The organism is Streptomyces halobius, from assembly GCF_023277745.1.
Lineage (GTDB): Bacteria > Actinomycetota > Actinomycetes > Streptomycetales > Streptomycetaceae > Streptomyces > Streptomyces halobius.
In genome coordinates, this window is record NZ_CP086322.1 from 942,769 (window position 1) to 961,195 (window position 18,427).

Consider the following 18,427-nt stretch of genomic DNA (forward strand, 5'->3'; position numbering starts at 1 on the left):
CTTGACGGTTTTCGAGGAGCGGCATGGTCAGCTGACCTCGATATCGCCTGGCACGGTGGTGGGCGCAGGCTTGGTGAGCGCGGCGGCAACCTCTTCGAAAGCGGCGACCGCTTTGCGAAGATCAGCGACGATCTCCGCGGCGATGTCGGCCGGGTTTCCGAGTTCTTCCGCGTCCTGGGCGGGGATGTCGCGCGCAGGCCAGACCGTGGGCCGGGCGTCGGCCGGACGGGTGGCAGGAATGGTGACGAGGACGGTGTCGACGGTCGTCCCGGACTGGGCGAACGCCCGGGCCGGAAGTGCTTCGACGAGACCACCGCGCTGTTCCACGAGCTTTCGGAAGGCTGTGGTGCTGCCGGTCTGTTCAGTGACGGTCCACGACATGACCGACACCAGCAGCCCATTCGGTTTCAGGAACCGCAGGGCATGGGTGACGTGGGCCATGTCGGTGCCACGGGTGAACGGTGGGTTCATCAGCACCCGGTCGAAGCGAGGTTCGGCAGGGACGGTGAGGAAGTCGGCGACCTGCACCCGGCGCGCCACATGCGTATCGGACAGGACGGTGGCGTATCCGGGGTCCCGTTCGATGCAGTCCACGATCGCACCGCGGGCTGCTGCGGCTGTGGCTATGGCACCGGAGCCGGCAGATGGTTCCAGCACCGTCATGCCGGGCTCAAGGGCGGCCAGAGCGATGAGCTGGTCGACAACGGGTTCGGGTGTGGGGAAGTACTGAGCAAGGGTGCGTTTCTCCCCCAGGGTCACGACCTCACCGGTGGCAAGCACTGGGGCGAGCGCCTCGGCGGCGTGGACGGGGAAGAGGTGCGCACCCTCGCTCTTCGTCCATCGACCGCCGACCGCTTCGAGGACCTCGTTGACGCGCTGGTACAGGGTGGGAGCCAAGCGGGGGCCGACGAGCATCAGGCGATGGCCATCAGTCTTGGTACGGCCTGACAGGGCTGCGAGCACATCCGTGGGGATTCGCATCGGAGATTCCTTTGGTGCGGCCGAGTAGGGATTGGATGGACGAGAGAGAGTCAGGTGTCGCCAAGAGCGGTGCCAGCCAGGGGAGTTGGTTGCACGGCACCGCTCTTGGCGGTTCTTGGGGCAGCAGGGTCAGACGACCATGCCGAGGAGCCTCTGCCGGATGCTCGGATCGATGTGCTTCATCGAGTCGGCGTAGCGCTTGGCCAGGTCAACCATGAACGACCAGTCCATGGCGGAGCACGGCGCGTAGTACAGGTTCTTCGGGTGGTCCTGACGTGTGGACGGCGGCAGCCAGTCGAAGTCGGTGACCATGAGCGAGAGCCTGCGCTGACGCACCCGGCTGGCGTTGATGTACTGCCAGATCTGCGTGTACTCCGTTCCGCCCGACACCTTCGGGATCCTGCGGAACTCCTTCCAGATCTGAGCCGTCGACTTGTTCTCCGTGCGCAGCATCACCTCCTGGGACAGGAAGTGGCTGAACGAGTTGAAGTACAGGTTGATGTTGAGCTTCTTGGCGATCCGGATGAGCATCATGACCGCCTCCTGGTAGTTCTCCTCGGAGATCGAACCGGAGGTGTCGATGTAGATGTGCAGGTCGGGCATGTACTGCACCGAGGTGATCCGGCCGGGCTTGTTGAAGTCGTCCGGGTCCCGGCGGTTGGCCTTGAGGAAGGTCGCCTTCGTCGTGCGGAAGATGTTCTGCGACTTGTTGACCTTGCCCATCCGGCGCAGCACACGGGTGATGTCCTTGAGCAGGTCGAGCTTGCTCGGCGGCTGCTTGCGGAACGCCACCTGGGCGCTACGGCTCCCAGGCTGGCCCGGTTGCTGCTTGGCTCCCAGGGCGGCGGCCCGGGCGGCGGCCCGTGGCAGCGACGTCAGCTTGGACAGCGACGTGTTCGAGACGACCTTCACCGGCGAAGCCAGCGACTGGTTGATGAGGTTCCACTCCCCCGTGATCTTCGCCGCGGTGGCCCGGGCATGGGCCTCGACGTTGACCAGGACGAGGGAGCGCGGGAAGAACAGCTCCCCGACCGTGAACGGCAGGACGCCGGTGTCCAGGGCGGTGTTCTGCTGGCTGGCCTGGGCCCGCTGCTGCTCGACGTAGTTCATGAGCATGTGCACGAGCACGCGGGCGAAGGAGTGCTCATCGTTGGCGTCAGAGTCGTCCTTGCGCACCAGCAGCGACTCGGTGAGCCCCTTCAGGGACAGGGCCGAGAAGTCGTTGAGCAGCTTGGTGGTGGCCGGCGGCAGCGCGCTGGCCATCGTCTGCGTCTGCTGGGACAGCCAGATCTTGAAGTCGTCGAAGGCCGCAGAGGACTGGAACCAGAACCCGAGGGTGTCGGGGTGGAAGGTGTAGGCGATCGAGGCGAAGAAGGCGCTCTCGTCGCCGGTCCCCCCCAGCAGGGCCTTCGCGGCCGGGAGGACATCAGCCTGCGCGGTGTAGAGCACCCGCGGGGAGGGCGCGGGCATCTTGTTCTGCTGCCCGGCCTGGACGGCGAAGAGCTCGGCGATCGGCAGCGGTGTGCCCTGGTCGAAGTTGATCAGGGTCTGCCCGAGCAGCTCCTTGACGGTCTGCTCGCTGGCCACGTTCAGCGTGTCACCGAAGCAGCTCATGATCAGGTTCGAGATGTCCCCGGTCAAATCCGCGCCTTGGGCATCGGTGATGCTTGCCGGGGCGTTGGGGTTCAACGGCTGCAGCAGCGGGTCGACGAGGACCTGCTGGATCGCAGGTACCGGGTCGTAGTCGCCGATGCACGCGATGGTGTGCAGTGCGTCGAGCACGGCCGGCTTCTGATTCGTGACGTTGATCGTCATGGGTCGTGGTCTCTTTCTGAGGACGAGGCAGCGGCAGAGCGCCGCCGGTGGTGAGGAGTTGCGGCGAGGACCGCAGTCCCCACCACCGGTGACCGATCGATCAGAGGAAGGCCGACAGAACCGGCTTGGCCTGGTTGACGATCGGAGCGTCGATCTCCATGAAGGCCTCCAGGTTCTGGCGGTCGATCTGCTGGCTGGTCACCATCTCGATGAGCGTGCGGGTGTGTTCCGGCTCGATCTGGGTGATGGCCTGGGCCAGCTGCTCGATGAGGCGCGCGTTGTCCTTGCTCTCCTTGAGCGCGTACAGCAGCGACCCGGACTTCTCGTTGTCGGTCAGCGTCGCGATGACCGCGGCCATGTCGGTCATGGTCGCTGCGGCCTTCAGGCTCTGGTAGCAGTTCGGCTTCGGGACGTTCACCCGGTTCTGCTGCACGCCGCCGGCGTTGTTCGCCAGGTCCTGAGAGATGGTGGCCACGAGCTGCGTGGTGAACATGGTGTCTCCGACGTAGGCCTCGATGGCCTCGTTCAGCAGCGAGGTCTCGCGGTCGCCGATCTGGATCGGGGTCGCCAGGTACTGCGCCAGCTGCTGCGGGTCGGCCGCGTTGAGCCACTTCGACAGGTTGTCGATGGTTCGCGGCGTGGTGAGCTGGTTCATCTCCTCGCCGCCGTCGAACAGATCGGCCATCGTGACGTTGCCGTTGTCGTCGTCGTCCTGACCGTCGGCGACGATGGCCTCGGGCGTCGACTTCTGGAAGATCAGTCCGGGGTACTGCGTGAGCACCGTCTTCACCCAGGGGTTCATGTTGTCGCCGAGCACGGACATGAGGGTGGCGGCGTCGGGCTCGACATGAAAGATCGCGAAGCGGGACAGGCTCGCCTCGTCGAGCGAGGTGACGTTACCCCTGTCGTTGCCGGCCACGACGATGCGGACGTTCTTGGGTAGCTCGACGTAGCCCATGCGGCGCAGCGTGACCAGGGTCAGCGCGCCGGAGGTGACGTCGGAGGTGGTGCGGTTGATCTCGTCGAGGAAGAGGATCGGCCACTCTCGCGGGTTCTTCTCGGCGTAGTCGATGCACTCCTGGATCACCTGGTGCGGGTAGAAGACCTGCTTGTAGCTCTGCGTGCCGTCGTCCTTGGTGTACGGCGCCAGGCGCGCACCGGTGAGGTCGGCCTTGTCGGCGAGCTGGTTGCACGGCAGCGTGAAGGCCTGCGTGCCCATGGAGTAGGCCAGGTCTTCGACGAAGCTGGACTTGCCGATGCCGGGTTCGCCCATGAGAGCGGGCGTCGCGCCGACCTCAAGGGACTGCTTGATGAGGGTCGTCAGGGTGTCGTTGAACTTCATGTCGATGTCTTTTCTGTGCGTGGGCGAGGAAGAGAGAGGAAGGCAGGAGATGTCGGAGGGCGGCGCTGCTCTCGGCGTCGCCGAGGCTGCATAGGCCGTGAACGGTCTTGTGGCGCGGGCCGCGCCGTCGGAGCCTGGCGGAGACCTGCACTCCCGCCATGGGTGGCGATGGAGCTCTGCTGCACATCGCCACCCGATCGCGCTTCGCGCGATCCAGCGCTGTCCCCCACCTGTGCTCGGCCCCGCCGCAGCACCCGTCACCCACCCCACCCGCTGCCGGAGGCATCGGATGAACCAGGAGCAGAAGCAGCAGCAGGAACAGGCACAGAGCGTCAGTCAGTTGGTCGACGAGGAACGCGCCTCGCGGTCGGCCACGAGCGCAGCCGCCCGGTCGAGGAGGAAGGGCCGGCCGTTGCGCCGCTCGCTGTGCTTGGGGCGCGCAGGGATGACATCGACCGCCGCCTTGTAGAGCAACCACGCGGTGTCGCCTGTCGAGTACTCGACGCCGAGGACGCTGTAGGCGCGCAGTTGCGTCCGCATCCAGCCGTAGAGCGAGGCGAGAACCGAGAACTCCCAGCGGGACATGTCGTGGTTGAAGTCGCCGGGATCCCTGAGCTGATGGCGTGCACTGGTCAGGGTCTGCTCGACGATCGCCTGTGAGTACGGGATGTCGGGCATGTCCTCGGCGGTGTCGACATCTGATGCTGAAGCGCCGGAGCTCTCGCTGGCGTTCGCGGCCAGCTGCGTGTAGAGGTCCTCGATGGAGGCGAAGGCTGGCGCGTTAGTTGCTGCGTTGACGTGAGCGACGATGCGATCGGGCACCGGCTGGCGGGTGAAGGTCGACCAGTGGTCCAGGAGCAGCTCGTACCAGCCGTGTTCCTCACGCAGGACGCGCTTGCCGGCGGCTACGGGGAAGTCGTGGAAGTTCTTCGGCAGCGGCATGACGAGATGGAAGCCCTGGCCGGACATCGACAGCTCCGAGTAGAGGATGCCCGGCAGCCGCAGCAGGTCTGTGGCCACACCTGGCGGGCAGTCGGCCTCGATGTCGACGACGAGCAACCCGTCAGTCTGGGCTTGGAGGTAGAAGGCGGTGTTCGCGGCGTTCGGTATCGCCGCAGTGAGTTCGTCGAGCGTGAGCAGGCAGGTTTCGTCCAGGGCGAAGGCTCCGCGTAGTCCGGCGTGCTTGCAGCTGGAGGTGCAGCCGGCGAGCAGGTGCCGTACGTCGATCGGGGCCTTGCGCTTCGGCGGCTTGGTGGGATCGTCGGGGGTCTCTTCCCCGATCTGTCCGGAGATGGTCCACCGACAGGCACTGGCGAGAGTGCGGATCGCGGGGTTGTCGTAGAACTGCGGGAACCAGGCATGGGGGTCGGCTGGAGTCATCGTGGGACGCACGCTTTCGATCAGAGGCGTCAGGAGGGGAAGAGAAAGACAGGACCCCCGTACTGCACGGATGCGAGTACGGGGGTCTCATCGATGGTCAGCGTGGATCAGCCCTGGTAGGTGATCCCCGCCTGCTGGGCCGGGCCGGAGTCGTTCCAGGGGCCGGTGGCCACGGGCGAGCCCACCGCCGAACCGGCGTCCTTGAGGGAGGCGTTCTCGGCCTCAAGATGCGCGAGCTTCTGCGCGAGCTTCTGCTCCAGAGTCTCCTGTTGGGCAGGAGCCGGAGCCGGAACGGGAGCAACAGCGTCGGTCGCCGGGGCGGTCTGAACCGGAGCCTGCGCGGCCACGGCCACAGGTGCGGACGCCGGCTGCGGGGCCGGGAAGGACAAGCCGTCCTCCACCTCGGTCGCCACCGGGACGGCGGCGGCAGGGGCAGCACTGGCAGGAGTGGCCTGCACGGGGCGCGGAGTGCCGTTGAGCACGATGCCACGCGCAGCCAGCTCAGCCTGGTCGATGCCGCCGGCATTGTAGTAGCGCGGCGCCTCGTGAACGATGACCTGTTCGAGGGCCAGGCCGCGGTTGTTGAAGTTCTTCGGCTTGTAGGTGCGCAGCACGAGCGTGACGTCGAGGCCCTGCGCGAGCTCCCGGCCGGACTCGTCCTGGTCGTAGGTGCCGTCGCCCTTCGGAGAAGGGATCGCGATGACCGGCAGGGTGCTGCCCTTGGAGTCGATGGAGTAGTTGGGTCCGGTTTCGGGCCGCTTCGGGGAGTCGTAGCGGCGCTCGGAGACGAACTGCTCTTCGAGGGTGGGGTTGTTCGGATCGGCGAACTGGACCTCGGCGTGAATGATCGTTGCGGTGGTGTGCGGCTTGCCGACGGGGTTCATGCCGTTCTTCGTCTTGCGCTGGTCGCTGGCGACGAGCTCCGCGCCCTCAATGAGGCGGGCGAGTACGGCGAAACCGAGCTTCCCGCGGATGAAGACGTTCTTGCCCTCGGTGATCTGGCTGGCGGAGATGGAGTAGTTGGCCATGGTAGTGCGGTTCCTTCGTTCGGTCTGGCGGTCGGTGGCCCAGAGGTCTATTGGGTGGCTATCGGACATGATTCGGACTGCCATCCAATCCCTTATTCTATCAACTTCGGTTCGACTATGAGTAGAATGTCAATGTCGGACATGAATGGCTGTGCGCACTATTCAAAAAGGAGTTGGGACAGGGATGACGGCTACGATTCAGAGGCCAGTGGGGACGGCGTTGAAGCCGTCGGCGCAGACGAAAACATCTGCCGGGAGTCACGCCGGCCCGATGGGCTTCGGCAACGGACCCGCCATCGCAGCCGGCGTCATGGTGGGCGGAGCGGCGCTCTTCGCCGGGTGGGGCCTGACGCAGCTCGCGACGTCCGACGGCGGCCTCATCCAGGCGCTGCAGGGCAATCACGCCCCGGTCGAGGCACCGGGGAATCCCGGCGAGAAGAACGCCGGAGGCGGCAGCGCCCAGCAGCCGAGCGAGGGCGGCACGGGGAAGCAGGACGAGAACGGGGCGAGTCAGGATCCGACGACGGGTCGCGGCGACGAGGACAAGCCCAACGGATCGGGTGCACCGGCCGAGGCGAAGCCCGCGCCGAAGGCGAAGCCGTACACCATCAAGCCAGGCGATACGCTCACCGCGATCTCGGGGACGACGGGGGCGCCGATCGGCATCCTGGTCGAGACGAACAAGATCCAGAATCCGGATCTCATCTACGCGGGGGCCTCGCTGCTCATCCCGCCGGTGTGACGACCCGGCAGGGCGACACTGCCGCGTACCGAGCCTGATTCGGCGCCCTGATCACCATGACGCGGTCAGGGCATCGTCGTCTTCTCAGGCGGAGGACTCTGCTTCCCGGCGGGCCTGCAGGTCCATCAGTTGCGTGCGCAGCTGGTGCAGCTGCTCGACCTCGTCGTTCATGGACCGGATGCCATCCGGCGCGTAGTCCTGCGGGTATTCGAGCTTGTACTCGCTGAGCAGCTCGATCTTCGCATCGACGAGATCGAGCGCTGTGCTCAGATCGAGGACGTCGTCCAGCGTGAGCCCGGAATCGGCGGAGGCGGTCATGCTTCGGTCCTGGGCTCTGCCACCCAGTCGCTGCTCGAGGTCGGGGGAAGGTTCTGGATGTCCAGCCAGCGGTTCATCGCTTCATCCTGGCCGGCGACGCCGTCTGCTTCTTTGTGCAGGGTCAGAAGCGTGATCCACCCGGTGGGGACGAGGGTCGCGATCTCGAACTCGGCCGGGTCCAGACGCTGGACGACGCGGTAGAGACTTCCCTCAGGGTCCTGGAAGTCGAAGGTATCGAAAACGAACTGCGTGGCCTCGTAGGGTTCACCGCGAGGCGTCACCCGGGACCGGCGTGAGCCGGTCCACGGCATGTCTCCCCGCAAAGCACTCGGCCTGGGTTCGACACCCGGATCAGCTGTGCTGATCCCCTCCCCTGTTGCGGAAATGCAGCACTGTAACAGCGTCAGAGATCAGAAAACCCCGTCGGCCAGGCTGCCGGCGGGGTCGTCTGAGGTACGAGGTCGTGGTCTCTCACGCCGCATCAGTGTCGTCGGACTCACCCCGGCCAAACAGGAATCCGCGGACGTCACCGTTCTTCATCATGTCCTGCAGATGCGCCAGGAACACCGCGCGCTGCGTGGCCCGGCGATCAGCCAAGGGGTCGTACTCGCGCAGTACCTTCAGGTTGACGACCCAGCCGTTCTCGCGAGAGATGGCCTGGTCAAGCTGTGAGTCCGGCACGACGTCCATGCCGGTGAAGTCGTGGTCGAACTCGGGCGCGATGCCGAGGTGTTGATTCGGCTCGTCGATGTAGAGCGTGTCGACGCCGACCCGCTGGCCGGCCTTGTCGAATGCCACGAGGAACACACGGTCCGCCCTGGTGGTGTTGTCGACGTGGACTGCTGCGACGTCCGTGTCGACGATGAAGGTCGTCAGCTCTAACCGCTCGTACACGCGGGCGCGAGCTTCGTGGCACCACATGATGCTCCGGGCTTCGTTGAAGCCTTTGAACTCGTCAGAGTTGGACGCTTCAGGGTGGGGGTGGATCATCGGTGCGCTCCTTCATATGCGAGATCAGGGTGGTTTGCGATGCCAGGGAGCGTATTAGCTACGAAACACGCCTCAAGGCAGCGAGCCTCAGCCGTTCTTCACTGCAACTTGTGGTGTCAGCAGAGGACATGGCAGCGAGGGAGATCAGGTTTGTGGAATGGCTAAGGAGCTCGTGGCCGATCTCGTGGCCAACGAGGTGATTTGTCTGGAGTTGGGTGGGGCGCACCCTGTACAGCAGGATGGTTGCCTCAGGGAGCCTGACTCGCAGTCCGCAGGCGGTGCGCATGTCCGAGCCATGGCTCTCGAACGGCGCAAGAACGATTCTTCTGCCACGAGTCCGTTCGATGCGCTCAACCAACCCTTCGATACTGAAGGGCTCAGACAATCCCACCTCTGCGAGCTGGGCCCTGCAGCGCTTATACAGTTCCCGCATGGCAAGCGTCTGCTGCAGCCGCCTGATGGCGAACATATTCAGCTCCCCCGTGTCGTCGTGCCTGTGCATGACGTAGGACCACGCCTGCCCTTACGTCACTCCTCCGCGCAGAAACGGAGCCTTTGTCCCGTTGTAGCACGTTATGTGAACCTGTCGGCTTCGTGATCAAGTGACAGAATCGACTGCACCCACCCGCTTCGAAGGCCCGTGGACGCCGCCGCGCGACCCACGCCGAAACCTACGCAACGCACGAACCCATGCCGACCGTTGTCCAAAATGTCGAGTACGCTCCACCTTCATTGCCGTAGCACATCTGTAAAACAGACCATGCGACTGGTTGGATATGAGGCATGATGGCCGCGCTGTGAGAAAAAGACAACGATCAGTCAGTGGACACAGTGATCGTGCGGATGACTTCGGCGTCCCGGCCCTCGGCACGCTGATGGTGGTTACGAACGGGATCTTGCCCGGTCTGGTCCGGTCACGGGGCTTCTGCTCCGTCATCAGGCCGGGGCAGTGACTCCCGAGAATGCAGGAGGACTTAGCGGTGCGGAAACCAGTGCAGACCCGTGCTGTGGCGAAGCGTGCGGCAATCCTCGAAGGTGCCGCGCACGTTTTTGCAGAGAAGGGCTACGCGAACGCGCGCATCGATGAGATCCTGGAGCGCTCACGGGTGACGAAGGGCGCCTTCTACCATCACTTCGCGACGAAAGCTGAACTCGCATCGGCGGTGGTGTATGAGGGGTTCACCATGGAGGACGTGCAGCCGCAGACTCCGCACCTGCAGAGCATCGTCGACGCCTCCATTTCTCTAGCCGTGCTGACACCCAAGGTCGCGGTCGTGCGGGCGGCCGCCCGTGTGGCCACTGAGCAGGCGGACACCGAGTTCTTCGGGGCTCTATGGAAGATGTACGTTCCGCCGGTCACCGAGTTGATGCACGCGGCGCACGCAAACAATGAGTGCATCCCCGGCGTGGACCCCGAGCTGGCCGCGACGACTTGGATCGCGACCTTCGTCGGTGTCGATCTGATGTGTCGGCAAACCTATGAAGAGCTCCCCGAAAAGATCGCCGGCATCAACCTCCAGATCCTTCAGGGCATTGCGACACCCGCGACCCTCGCCCTCCTTGATGTGTCCGTCGCCCGTGGCGAGCACTTGGTCGCGAATTCCCCAGTAGCGGCGGCTTATTTCGATGCCGAGCGTGGAGTCGGTTGAGTGCCCAGACGGCGGGGCCACGCCACCGTCTGCTGTGGCCCCGTCCTCTGGACACGCAACTAACGTGGTTCGCCGCCCCTGGTTCGCTCGGCACGGAACCCAGGTGATGTGGACTGGCAACAGGGGGCTCCGGCGAGGCAGTTGATTGAGCATGGCGTACCTGGGCCCGCTGGTCCACGCACACTGCTGCATCCCTGTCGACGTGATGGACGACGCCTGGTGATCAACCTGGATACGGGGAAGTGTGACGACGCATACAACCACCGAGTGTCCGCATTGACTGCAAGTTCCCTGATTGGGCGAAACCTTCCTGCGATTCCCTGGTTCAAAAACCAACCATGCACATGGTTGGATTTACTCCTCACGCTTGGGGCGATTGGCGGGTCCTCAACGTCCGCGAGGTGTACACACCCTGTCGCGGACGTTGAGGACCCGCCAACAACAGGGGGTAAAGTTGAAACATGGACTAACTCGCGAGTATCGTAGGCTTCTGAGGTGCTATCGTCGCAGCCTTACCCGCGAGGACCTTGGCCTGACGCCGCGTTCCACGAAGGGCAGAGTGCGGAGTAGCGGCCTGCGCCAGGCAGATGTCGACGAAGCGCTGAGTGGTTCTGATGGGCCAGGCGGCGGAGCTGGCGTCTACCAGAAGCTGGAATCAGGCACACTTTCCCCTTCACCGGAGCTCTTTCTGCGGGTCGCCTCCCTTCTGCGATTCAGTGATCACCATCTGCGTATTGCCCACTTGGACCTCTTCCGGACCGAGCCGGTCCTGACCGCCCAGCCTGCTTCGCCTCACTGGCAACAGGTAGTTGACAGGCAACGCGAGATGTCCTACGTGATGTCGCCTGCGGGAGGCCTGATCGCCCATAACGCCGCGTTCGGCGAGATGTTCTCCGCTGGGGAGCCCCCGGCCCAGCTCCGGCGGTGGGGCCTGCTCTCCGAAGAGGCCCGAGACGGCGCCCTTTGTGACTGGGAGAGCGAGTGGGCGCCCTATCTACTCGCAGACCTTCTCCTGGCCCGTGCTCGTTACCCCTTCGAGGAAACGCTGCTCGCCCTCCATCGCGAGGTGAAGAGGGACGCCCGACTGGCGCAGCTGGCAGACGCAGCCACAGGCCTCGACGACAGTCCACGCCCGCTCAACCATGCGCGGCGCGGCCCCGGGCACGCTCGATTCATGACGGTTGGTGTCGAAGTGCTCCTAGTGACCATCCTGTTCGACCCCGCCCCGTGAGAACCCCACCTGCCCGCACCTCCTTGTGTACCCGCACCGGCAAACGGTGATTGGAGGCATGACATGCACGTCCTGCTGCCTAACGACCCGGTCTGGGCCGTCAAGTTCTTCCAAATGGAGGAACCCCTCCTCCACTCGCTCAGCTACTTCTATATCCACGACCTCCCCCCGGACGAGGCCAGTTGTGTCAGAACTGCGTATGCCAGCTGGGCCCGCATCAACGTCCAGTTGCCGTCAGTATTCAGGGACTGGGCATCGTCCGCGGAGGTCGTCCCCGGCATAGCCGCCGACACCAGCTACAAGCTCCATGCCCCGCAGGGACGACGCCTCACCGAGATGTATGCCGTGGACGTCGAAGAGGGTGACCTCCAGGAGCTGGCGGCCTTCCACGCGCTGCTACGCCGAGCAGAGATGGGCGGCACCGGCACCCTCGCCCGATCGATCGAAGACATCGCGCAGGACAGCGGACACCGATCGATCACCGCAGACTTTGGGCGGGTGCTTGCTGTCCTGCAGTTGAAAGCCGATCCGACGCTGCTGAACCCTCTGTGCCATACCGACGTCGGCGCGCCGCGCGAGGTGATCGCCCTAAATGATGTGCAGGAGGTGCGCTACCGCTCGCACTGCGACAGCATTATCCGAATACTGAGCAACGGCGATCCATGGCTATCCACTACTCACCGCCATCTCTATCCCTAGTGCTCTGACCGCGTAGGTTCGCGGGGTTGTTGGGTTTCAGCGGGAGTGCTGCAGGAAGGCGATGAGAGCGGCTGTGAGTTCGGCGGGTGCGTCTTCTTGGACGAGATGGCCCGCGCCCGCGATTGGCTCAAGTCGCGCGCCTGGGATGCGGGCGGCGAGCTCGCGTCCTTTCGCTATGGGAATCCAGGTGTCGTCCTGGCCCCAGCACACCAGTGTCGGAATGTCGATCTCGCCGTACCGGTCCTGCACCTCGTCGGTGTAGAGCTGGTCGGCCTGGGCGATCTGCCGGTAAAAGGCTGCCTGGCCGAGGTCGTCGAGCCAGGGCTGGACGAGCCGGTCGAGGACGGCTGGGTGCAGGCCGGGGCTGCTTGCCGAACTTACGTACTCGCGCACCAGAGCATGGTGCAGTGCGGGCGGCAGCTGCTCGAAGACCTCGGAGTGCTCGCCGACGAGCCGGAAGAACGGCGACCCCCACGGCGCCAATGCGACCGGGTCGACCAGAGCGAGCGCGCGGTAGCGGGCCCCGTGCAGCAGATGTGCCCGCAAGGAGACGGCACCGCCGAAGTCGTGGGCGACCACCAGGGGTTCCTCCAGGTCCCAGTGGCTCAGGAGCTCGGTGAAGACCCTGCCCTGGGCAACCAGGGAGACATCCTGGCCGGCGGACTTCTCCGACGTCCCGTAGCCGGGCATGTCCCACACGAACACCTGGTGGCGGCGGGCGAGTGAGCGAGCGACGGCGCGCCAGACATACGAGGAGAAGGGGGTGCCGTGAAGGAGGACGACCGGATCCTGACCAGGTTGTCCGAGACTGTCCCAGCGGACGTCGCCGGACGTGCTCCGGAATGTCTCGGTCAACTGCCATTCACTCACGGGTGCTGTTCCTCTCGGTGGTGCCTCCGGCCCAAGGCGGTAATCAAGCCGGGGGTGGTCCGGACAACTCCATCACAGGTCGGCAGCGCCGTGCCCGGACGGGGAATCCACCCGGTGCCAGATCACGCGACGGCGGGCGTGAGCGGTCTGCCTCCCCAGCGGATGCCCTTCTCGCCGCGGATACGGGCGCGCTCGCGGCGTTGGGCGGCCAGCACATCGGGGTGGCGGGCGTTCGCGTTTCGCCAGCGCAGGTAGCGGTGCAGTTCGCGGGTCTGGACGGTGTGGTTGGGGTGGTGGGAGTTGGCCAGGGTGAATTGCCGCAGCGGTCCGAAGTGTGCCTCGATCGGGTTGGCCCAGGAGGCGTTGGTCGGAGTGAAGCACAGCTCGACGCGATGCTTGTTCGCCCAGGTGCGGATCCTGGTGCCCTTGTGGGCGGAGAGGTTGTCCATGATCACGAAGATTTGGGCGCCATCCGGGCGGGCGGCGCGGATCGACCTCAGCGCGGCCAGCGACTGCGCGGCACCTTTGTGGCGGCGGTTGACTCCCCACAGTGTGTCGTCGCCGATCGAGTAGCAGCCGTGGAAGTAGGTCACGCCGTGGGTGCGGCGGTAGGTCGCCGGGAGGCGGTCGGGGCGACCGTGTTTCGCCCAGCAGGAGCCGGCGGTGGGACGGATGCCCAGCGGCCCGAACTCGTCGAACGCGAAGACGCGGTCCGCGAAGTGCTCCAGGACGTGCTCGATGCGCTCCAGCTTGGCGTCACGCTCGGGGTCGGTGGACTCCTTCCACGTCTTGGTTCGCTGGAAGGTGATGCCACGTCGGACCAGAAGGCAACGCAGGGCCTCACAACCGATCCGGATCACGCGACCGTGCACGGTGCGCAGGTAGGCGGCGAGTTTGCGGATCGACCAGCGGCTGAAGGGCTGGCCGAGCTTGGCCGGGCGAGTGGTGGCCGTCACCACGACGAAGTCCTCGTCGTCAGGACCGAGTAGGCGGGGACGGCCTCTCGCCCAGCGAGACATCTCACGATGCCAAGTTGTCAAGCTGCTACGGCCAGTTGGGGCGGGAACGCGATGTGCTCGTCGAACAGTTCGCCGGTCTGGATGCAGTGGTAGAGCTGGCCGATCATGCGGTTGAACAGGTGTCGCTGGGCGGCTGCGTGCCAGTCTCCTCGCTCGCGTCGGCGACGGTAGTGGGCGTCGGCTCCTGGTGAGGACCGCAGGGCGGAGAAGGCCCACAGATAGCCGGCGTGGTTGAGCCGGTCATTCTTGACCATGCGGCGCCCGACATGATGTTTCTTCCCGGACGCGCGGGTGACGGGTGCGGATCCCGCGTATGCCTTCATGCCGCGGGCGTCGGCGAACCGCTGACGGTCGTCTCCGATCTCGGCGAGCACCCGGGCACCGAGCTGAACCCCGAGACCGGGGAAGCTCAAGATCACCTGAGCGTCCGGGTGTTGGAGAATGCCTCGACCGCCTCGGTGAGTTCGTCAGCCGCGAGGCAGGCGGCTTCCAACTGTCGCAGGAGGGCGAGGGCCTGCTTGCCGAGCGCATCCTCGACCAACCGTGGCTGGCTTGCGTAGTCGCCCCGGAAGATCTCGCGGAGCCGCTCGGCCTCAGCTTCGATGCCGCGGCTGCGACCGGCCCGTTTGAGGGCGGAGCGGAGCTGTGCCCGGGTGAGCCGCGCGGCCTGTGCCGGCGTCGGCGCCACCTTGAGTAGTTCGCGGGCTTCGGGGCGGCACAGGCCGTTCTGCCACCCGGCGAAGGCATCCAGGGCAGCGGGGTAGTACTCGCGCAGCAGGGAGCGGAGCTGGTTGGCGCTCTGCTGCCGGTTCCAGGTGGCGTCCTGCTGAGCACGGGCCAGGACTGCGATAGCGCGGGCCAGATCGGTGTCGTCCGGCAGTGGGCGGTGCATGGGCATGTCGGTGCGCAGGATGTTCGCCAGTACCAGGGCGTCGCCTGGATCTGACTTCTTGCGCGAGACGCCGTGCCGATCGCGGTATCGGGCGGCGGCCATCGGATTGACCGCGAAGACCTTCCGCTTGCCCTGCCTCAAGGCGGCAACCAGGAGCCCGCGGCTGGTCTCGATCGCGATCGGGATGGGGTCTTCTTCGGTGTCGCCGTACTCGGCCAACAGGTCCAGCAGCAGCCGGTAGCCGACCGCGTCGTCGCTGATGCGGCGCTTGGCCAGCAGTTGCCCGGTGTCGTCGACGAGGGCGACGTCGTGATGCTTTTCGGCCCAGTCGATCCCGCAATAGATCAAATTGTCCCTCCCCTTGGCGCTGGTATTTGCGCTGGTCACGAGCGCATGCGGGCCACGCGGCTCCCTAATTCCAGAACTCTTCGGTCCGACATCTCACAAGCCGTTCGTGGCACCAGCGCACGCCACGGGCCTCGGTCTTGCCCGGAGCTCGACGGCTCGGGACTGGCAAGAGGTCACCGTGAGGCGGGCTCGTACCACCAACATCAACGAGTGTTCCCGCATGGGGGTGGTGGCGGCCGTGAAGACGCCGAACGTCACCGCTCTACCTAGAGGCATCACACGCCGGGGCTTGTATAGGTTGTCCGCCCGGCGTCCACGCGACCGCCACCACCATGAGCACGGGGACCTGGGCCACTCTCCCGCGAGGGCTCGGAGCCAGGAAGACCTAAGGCGTCAGGTCTCAATGCTCACAAGTACGGTTCGTGCGCCGCTCTCAGTGGAGGCTTCGTCAGCCGGGGTCCAGAAAGGCGTCACAGTCCCGCACTCGAACAGTCCGGCAGTGCTCCAAGAAGCCTCGCCGGTGCCGTTACCAAGGAATTAGGGTCCAGACAGGCCAGACCGACCGCGTTGAAGCGATGGATCACGTCGCGCACCGTGCCCCCGTCGGCCTGCACGAGCTGGGCGATGACCGGCACCCGGTTCCCGCCGGCCGAAGCCAACAGCATCATCGCTCGTCGGTAGCGCACCGAGTTGGTGGTGCCACGACGCCCGATCTGCTGTAACCGCTGCCCTTCCTGATCAGTCAGTCGTCGTACTTTGACCGGCTCCGCCACCACGCCTCCACACGCTGGATGGGATGTCCGTCCCCCATCCAATCGCCCCTGGCCTCACGCAAGCCAGAACCCGGTGAACCTATGCGGTCAGAGCACTAGACAACAGCACGGGTCTCGCTTGGGTGAAAGGAAGTGGAGAACTGAAGACGCTGACGTACCCGCAGCGGCCTTTCGCCTGTCCGACTCGATCCAGTGCTGGTGAAGCGCGGCATAGACGCGGTGCACGGTTCGGGTGGGTGACGTCCAGGCCGAGTCTGTGCAGACATCGACCAGCCGGCGCTGAGTGACGGTGAGGGAGTGTCTGGCGTCGTAGCGGGGGGCGAGGTAGTGCCTCATGCCGCGATCGGCCTCGCGTCGTTGGCACTCTTCGCGGGCCGATGGCCGACGAGCAGCCCCGAGTTTGTGAAAGCTTCGCCTTGGAGTTTGCATTCCGACAGCTCAGAGTGGGAACTTACCGCACCTGACGTCTACTCAATCGTGGTGATACTCATGCTGAATTGAACGATCATATGAACTACCGTTGCGGAGCGTGACGCTTCAACTTCTCTATGCCGAGTCTCCTTCAGTAGCCGCAGATCTTACGCGAACCCTTTACGGAGATGAATTCGAACTAATTCACGAATCATGGCGCAAACTCTTCAGCACCAGCGCCTTCCGCTTCCAGGAAGGCCTTGCCCCGGAAGAACGAGCAGCACTGTCTTACCAGCGCTTGAAACTGGTCAATGAGTCTCTCGACAGTCCGGAGCAGCTGGTGCTCGATGTGGAGCGGCTCGCCGCTCTGCACGAGTGGGCCGGTCCGGTGGACGCGGGGCTGGCTACGGTCGCCAGCATCCACTACAACCTGTTTCTCGGGAGCCTCCTCGATCACGACGGCGACCGGCGTGACCTGCGGGCGTTCACGAACTTGGAGCGCATTGGAACCTTCCTGTGCACCGAGGCCGGCCATGGCAACTCCGTTTCCCAGTTGGAGACTACTGCCACCTATGACCCGGTGAGTCGTACCTTCGATCTGCACACGCCCACGCATGCGGCGCGGAAGTTCATGCCGAACACCAGCTCCACGGGCGGCGCCAAGTCGGCCGTCGTCGCAGCTCGTTTGATCACTGAAGACGGCACGGATCGCGGGGTGTTCCTCTTCCTCGCCCCCCTTAGCAACGCGGACGGGGATCCTCTGCCCGGCGTGCTCATACGAAGCTTGCCGCAGACTGCGACGGCGCCCATCGACCACTGCTCGACGGCATTCGAGCACGTCCGGCTGCCCTACGAGGCACTGCTGCAGGCCGACCACGGGCGTCTCACCCCCGGCGGTGCGTTCACCAGCCCCATCGGCAGTCCCCGCAAGCGATTCCTCAGCAGCATTGGCCGGGTTACCACTGGCAAACTCTGCATGAGCGCCTACAGTCTGGGGGTCGCGCGCCACGCAGTCACCGTCGCCGTGCGTCACGCTCACAACCGTCACACTCTCGGCGTCACGGCGCGGGGAACCGTCCCACTGGTCGCTCACCGCAGTCACCACACGCCTCTCCTCAACGCCCTGGCCACCACCTACGCGGCAAGCCTCCTGCACCGCACCGTGGTACGGCAGTGGGCACACACCACGGAAGCCGGCCGTGAGGACGCCGAACACCTCGTCGCCGTCGCAAAGGGGTGGCTCACCTGGCGCGCCCGAGAGGTCATGACCGAGTGCCGCGAGCGCTGCGGCGCCCAAGGACTGCTCCTTGCCAACGGCATCGCCGGCCAGCTCGCCGCGAACGAAGGCACGATCACAGCAGAGGGCGACAACCTGGTCATCTGGGTCAAGGCCGCCGGGGAACTGCTCCTGGGCCACTTCACGCCGATCCAGCCCAGCGACATCGCCGCCGCGGACCGCGACCTCACCGATGCCGCCTTCCTCCAGAGCCTCCTCACGGATACCGAACGGATCTGGCACCACCGCGCCCGCACCCGCCTGCATACAGCCAAGGCCGGAAATCCGCTCAACCGTTGGAATCAGAGCGTCACGCCCGCGCTCGAACTCGTCGACGCCTACGCTCACCGTCTGGCCGCCGACGCCCTGCTGCGCGCGGCCGAGCAGGCGGGCGGTCCTGAGGCCCGGGATCTCCTGTATGGCCTGCACCGGCTGTTCTCCCTGCGCCGAGTCGCCAGCCAGAGCGGGGACCTTCTTGCGGAGGGGCGTGTAACTGCCGACCAGGTCAGGCAGCTTCCCGAGGCGATCGAGGAAGTCATCGCTGACCTCGCGCCGCACGCACTGACCCTCGCAGCCGGTTTCGGCGTCTCCGAAGACGTCCTTCTCGACCACCCCATCACCACTGAAGGCACTGGCCAATTGGTGACATAGAGGCTGAGGCAA

The 18,427-nt window shown here is 65.3% G+C and carries 15 protein-coding genes and 2 pseudogenes; 5 read left to right on the forward strand and 12 right to left on the reverse strand.

Annotation, left to right across the window (positions count from 1 at the left end; genetic code table 11):
• Nucleotides 1-27: 27 nt before the first annotated feature.
• From K9S39_RS04465 to K9S39_RS04485, 5 genes are all read right to left on the reverse strand, one after another.
• Nucleotides 28-981 carry an RsmD family RNA methyltransferase gene (locus K9S39_RS04465; protein ID WP_248862029.1) on the reverse strand — a complete coding sequence of 318 codons (954 nt, stop codon included), beginning with the start codon at nucleotides 979-981 and terminating at the stop codon, nucleotides 28-30.
• Nucleotides 982-1,110: 129 nt separating this feature from the next.
• Nucleotides 1,111-2,796: a vWA domain-containing protein gene (locus tag K9S39_RS04470; RefSeq protein WP_248862030.1), complete on the reverse strand. Its 1,686-nt coding sequence runs from the start codon at nucleotides 2,794-2,796 to the stop codon at nucleotides 1,111-1,113.
• A gap of 100 nt (nucleotides 2,797-2,896) precedes the next feature.
• Nucleotides 2,897-4,138, reverse strand: a complete 1,242-nt coding sequence (locus K9S39_RS04475) for an AAA family ATPase (RefSeq protein WP_248862031.1) — start codon at nucleotides 4,136-4,138, stop codon at nucleotides 2,897-2,899.
• A gap of 336 nt (nucleotides 4,139-4,474) precedes the next feature.
• Nucleotides 4,475-5,530: a hypothetical protein gene (locus K9S39_RS04480; RefSeq protein ID WP_248862033.1), complete on the reverse strand. Its 1,056-nt coding sequence runs from the start codon at nucleotides 5,528-5,530 to the stop codon at nucleotides 4,475-4,477.
• A 95-nt stretch (nucleotides 5,531-5,625) separates the two neighbouring features.
• Nucleotides 5,626-6,546, reverse strand: a complete 921-nt coding sequence (locus K9S39_RS04485) for a hypothetical protein (protein ID WP_248862034.1) — start codon at nucleotides 6,544-6,546, stop codon at nucleotides 5,626-5,628.
• Nucleotides 6,547-6,817: 271 nt separating this feature from the next.
• Between K9S39_RS04485 and K9S39_RS04490 the strand changes: the two genes are divergently transcribed.
• Nucleotides 6,818-7,288, forward strand: a complete 471-nt coding sequence (locus K9S39_RS04490) for a LysM peptidoglycan-binding domain-containing protein (RefSeq protein WP_248862035.1) — start codon at nucleotides 6,818-6,820, stop codon at nucleotides 7,286-7,288.
• Between the two features lie 84 nt (nucleotides 7,289-7,372).
• Here the strand turns inward: K9S39_RS04490 and K9S39_RS04495 are convergent, their stop codons facing one another.
• The 3 genes from K9S39_RS04495 to K9S39_RS04505 all read right to left on the reverse strand — a co-directional run bounded on the left by K9S39_RS04495 (nucleotide 7,373) and on the right by K9S39_RS04505 (nucleotide 8,596).
• Nucleotides 7,373-7,606 carry a hypothetical protein gene (locus K9S39_RS04495; RefSeq protein ID WP_248862036.1) on the reverse strand — a complete coding sequence of 78 codons (234 nt, stop codon included), beginning with the start codon at nucleotides 7,604-7,606 and terminating at the stop codon, nucleotides 7,373-7,375.
• Nucleotides 7,603-7,917: a hypothetical protein gene (locus K9S39_RS04500; RefSeq protein ID WP_248862038.1), complete on the reverse strand. Its 315-nt coding sequence runs from the start codon at nucleotides 7,915-7,917 to the stop codon at nucleotides 7,603-7,605. The genes K9S39_RS04495 and K9S39_RS04500 overlap by 4 nt, the downstream gene beginning before the upstream one ends.
• Before the next feature lie 160 nt (nucleotides 7,918-8,077).
• On the reverse strand, nucleotides 8,078-8,596 hold the full coding sequence (locus K9S39_RS04505; protein WP_248862039.1) for a hypothetical protein: 519 nt from the start codon (nucleotides 8,594-8,596) through the stop codon (nucleotides 8,078-8,080).
• A gap of 1,007 nt (nucleotides 8,597-9,603) precedes the next feature.
• Here K9S39_RS04505 and K9S39_RS04510 point away from each other — a divergent pair.
• The 3 genes from K9S39_RS04510 (at nucleotide 9,604) to K9S39_RS04520 (ending at nucleotide 12,175) form a co-directional block, all read left to right on the forward strand.
• Nucleotides 9,604-10,245 (forward strand): TetR/AcrR family transcriptional regulator, encoded by a 642-nt coding sequence (locus tag K9S39_RS04510; RefSeq protein WP_248862040.1) that lies wholly within the window; start codon nucleotides 9,604-9,606, stop codon nucleotides 10,243-10,245.
• An 826-nt stretch (nucleotides 10,246-11,071) separates the two neighbouring features.
• Nucleotides 11,072-11,476 (forward strand): hypothetical protein, encoded by a 405-nt coding sequence (locus K9S39_RS42750; protein ID WP_248862042.1) that lies wholly within the window; start codon nucleotides 11,072-11,074, stop codon nucleotides 11,474-11,476.
• Nucleotides 11,477-11,539: 63 nt separating this feature from the next.
• Nucleotides 11,540-12,175 (forward strand): hypothetical protein, encoded by a 636-nt coding sequence (locus tag K9S39_RS04520; RefSeq protein ID WP_248862043.1) that lies wholly within the window; start codon nucleotides 11,540-11,542, stop codon nucleotides 12,173-12,175.
• A gap of 36 nt (nucleotides 12,176-12,211) precedes the next feature.
• Here the strand turns inward: K9S39_RS04520 and K9S39_RS04525 are convergent, their stop codons facing one another.
• The 4 genes and pseudogenes from K9S39_RS04525 to K9S39_RS04540 form a co-directional block, all read right to left on the reverse strand.
• The gene (locus K9S39_RS04525; RefSeq protein WP_248862044.1) at nucleotides 12,212-13,045 is read right to left on the reverse strand and encodes an alpha/beta fold hydrolase; all 834 of its coding nucleotides are present in this window, start codon (nucleotides 13,043-13,045) and stop codon (nucleotides 12,212-12,214) included.
• Nucleotides 13,046-13,167: 122 nt separating this feature from the next.
• Entirely contained in the window at nucleotides 13,168-14,085 is a 918-nt protein-coding gene (locus K9S39_RS04530; protein ID WP_248862045.1) for an IS630 family transposase, read from the reverse strand.
• Nucleotides 14,082-15,304, reverse strand: a pseudogene (locus tag K9S39_RS04535) (IS110 family transposase). The gene K9S39_RS04530 and the pseudogene K9S39_RS04535 overlap by 4 nt, the downstream one beginning before the upstream one ends.
• A gap of 509 nt (nucleotides 15,305-15,813) precedes the next feature.
• Nucleotides 15,814-16,077: pseudogene (locus tag K9S39_RS04540) on the reverse strand (helix-turn-helix domain-containing protein); the annotation flags it as partial.
• A 529-nt stretch (nucleotides 16,078-16,606) separates the two neighbouring features.
• Here K9S39_RS04540 and K9S39_RS04545 point away from each other — a divergent pair.
• Nucleotides 16,607-18,415 (forward strand): acyl-CoA dehydrogenase family protein, encoded by a 1,809-nt coding sequence (locus tag K9S39_RS04545; RefSeq protein ID WP_283112278.1) that lies wholly within the window; start codon nucleotides 16,607-16,609, stop codon nucleotides 18,413-18,415.
• Nucleotides 18,416-18,427: the final 12 nt, after the last annotated feature.

Coding starts and splice junctions, on each gene's coding strand:
- K9S39_RS04465 (WP_248862029.1), bottom strand. CDS start 981: ATGCGAATCCCCACGGATGTGCTCGCAGCCCTGTCAGGCCGTACCAAG.
- K9S39_RS04470 (WP_248862030.1), bottom strand. CDS start 2,796: ATGACGATCAACGTCACGAATCAGAAGCCGGCCGTGCTCGACGCACTG.
- K9S39_RS04475 (WP_248862031.1), bottom strand. CDS start 4,138: ATGAAGTTCAACGACACCCTGACGACCCTCATCAAGCAGTCCCTTGAG.
- K9S39_RS04485 (WP_248862034.1), bottom strand. CDS start 6,546: ATGGCCAACTACTCCATCTCCGCCAGCCAGATCACCGAGGGCAAGAAC.
- K9S39_RS04490 (WP_248862035.1), top strand. CDS start 6,818: ATGGGCTTCGGCAACGGACCCGCCATCGCAGCCGGCGTCATGGTGGGC.
- K9S39_RS04495 (WP_248862036.1), bottom strand. CDS start 7,606: ATGACCGCCTCCGCCGATTCCGGGCTCACGCTGGACGACGTCCTCGAT.
- K9S39_RS04500 (WP_248862038.1), bottom strand. CDS start 7,917: ATGCCGTGGACCGGCTCACGCCGGTCCCGGGTGACGCCTCGCGGTGAA.
- K9S39_RS04505 (WP_248862039.1), bottom strand. CDS start 8,596: ATGATCCACCCCCACCCTGAAGCGTCCAACTCTGACGAGTTCAAAGGC.
- K9S39_RS42750 (WP_248862042.1), top strand. CDS start 11,072: ATGTCCTACGTGATGTCGCCTGCGGGAGGCCTGATCGCCCATAACGCC.
- K9S39_RS04520 (WP_248862043.1), top strand. CDS start 11,540: ATGCACGTCCTGCTGCCTAACGACCCGGTCTGGGCCGTCAAGTTCTTC.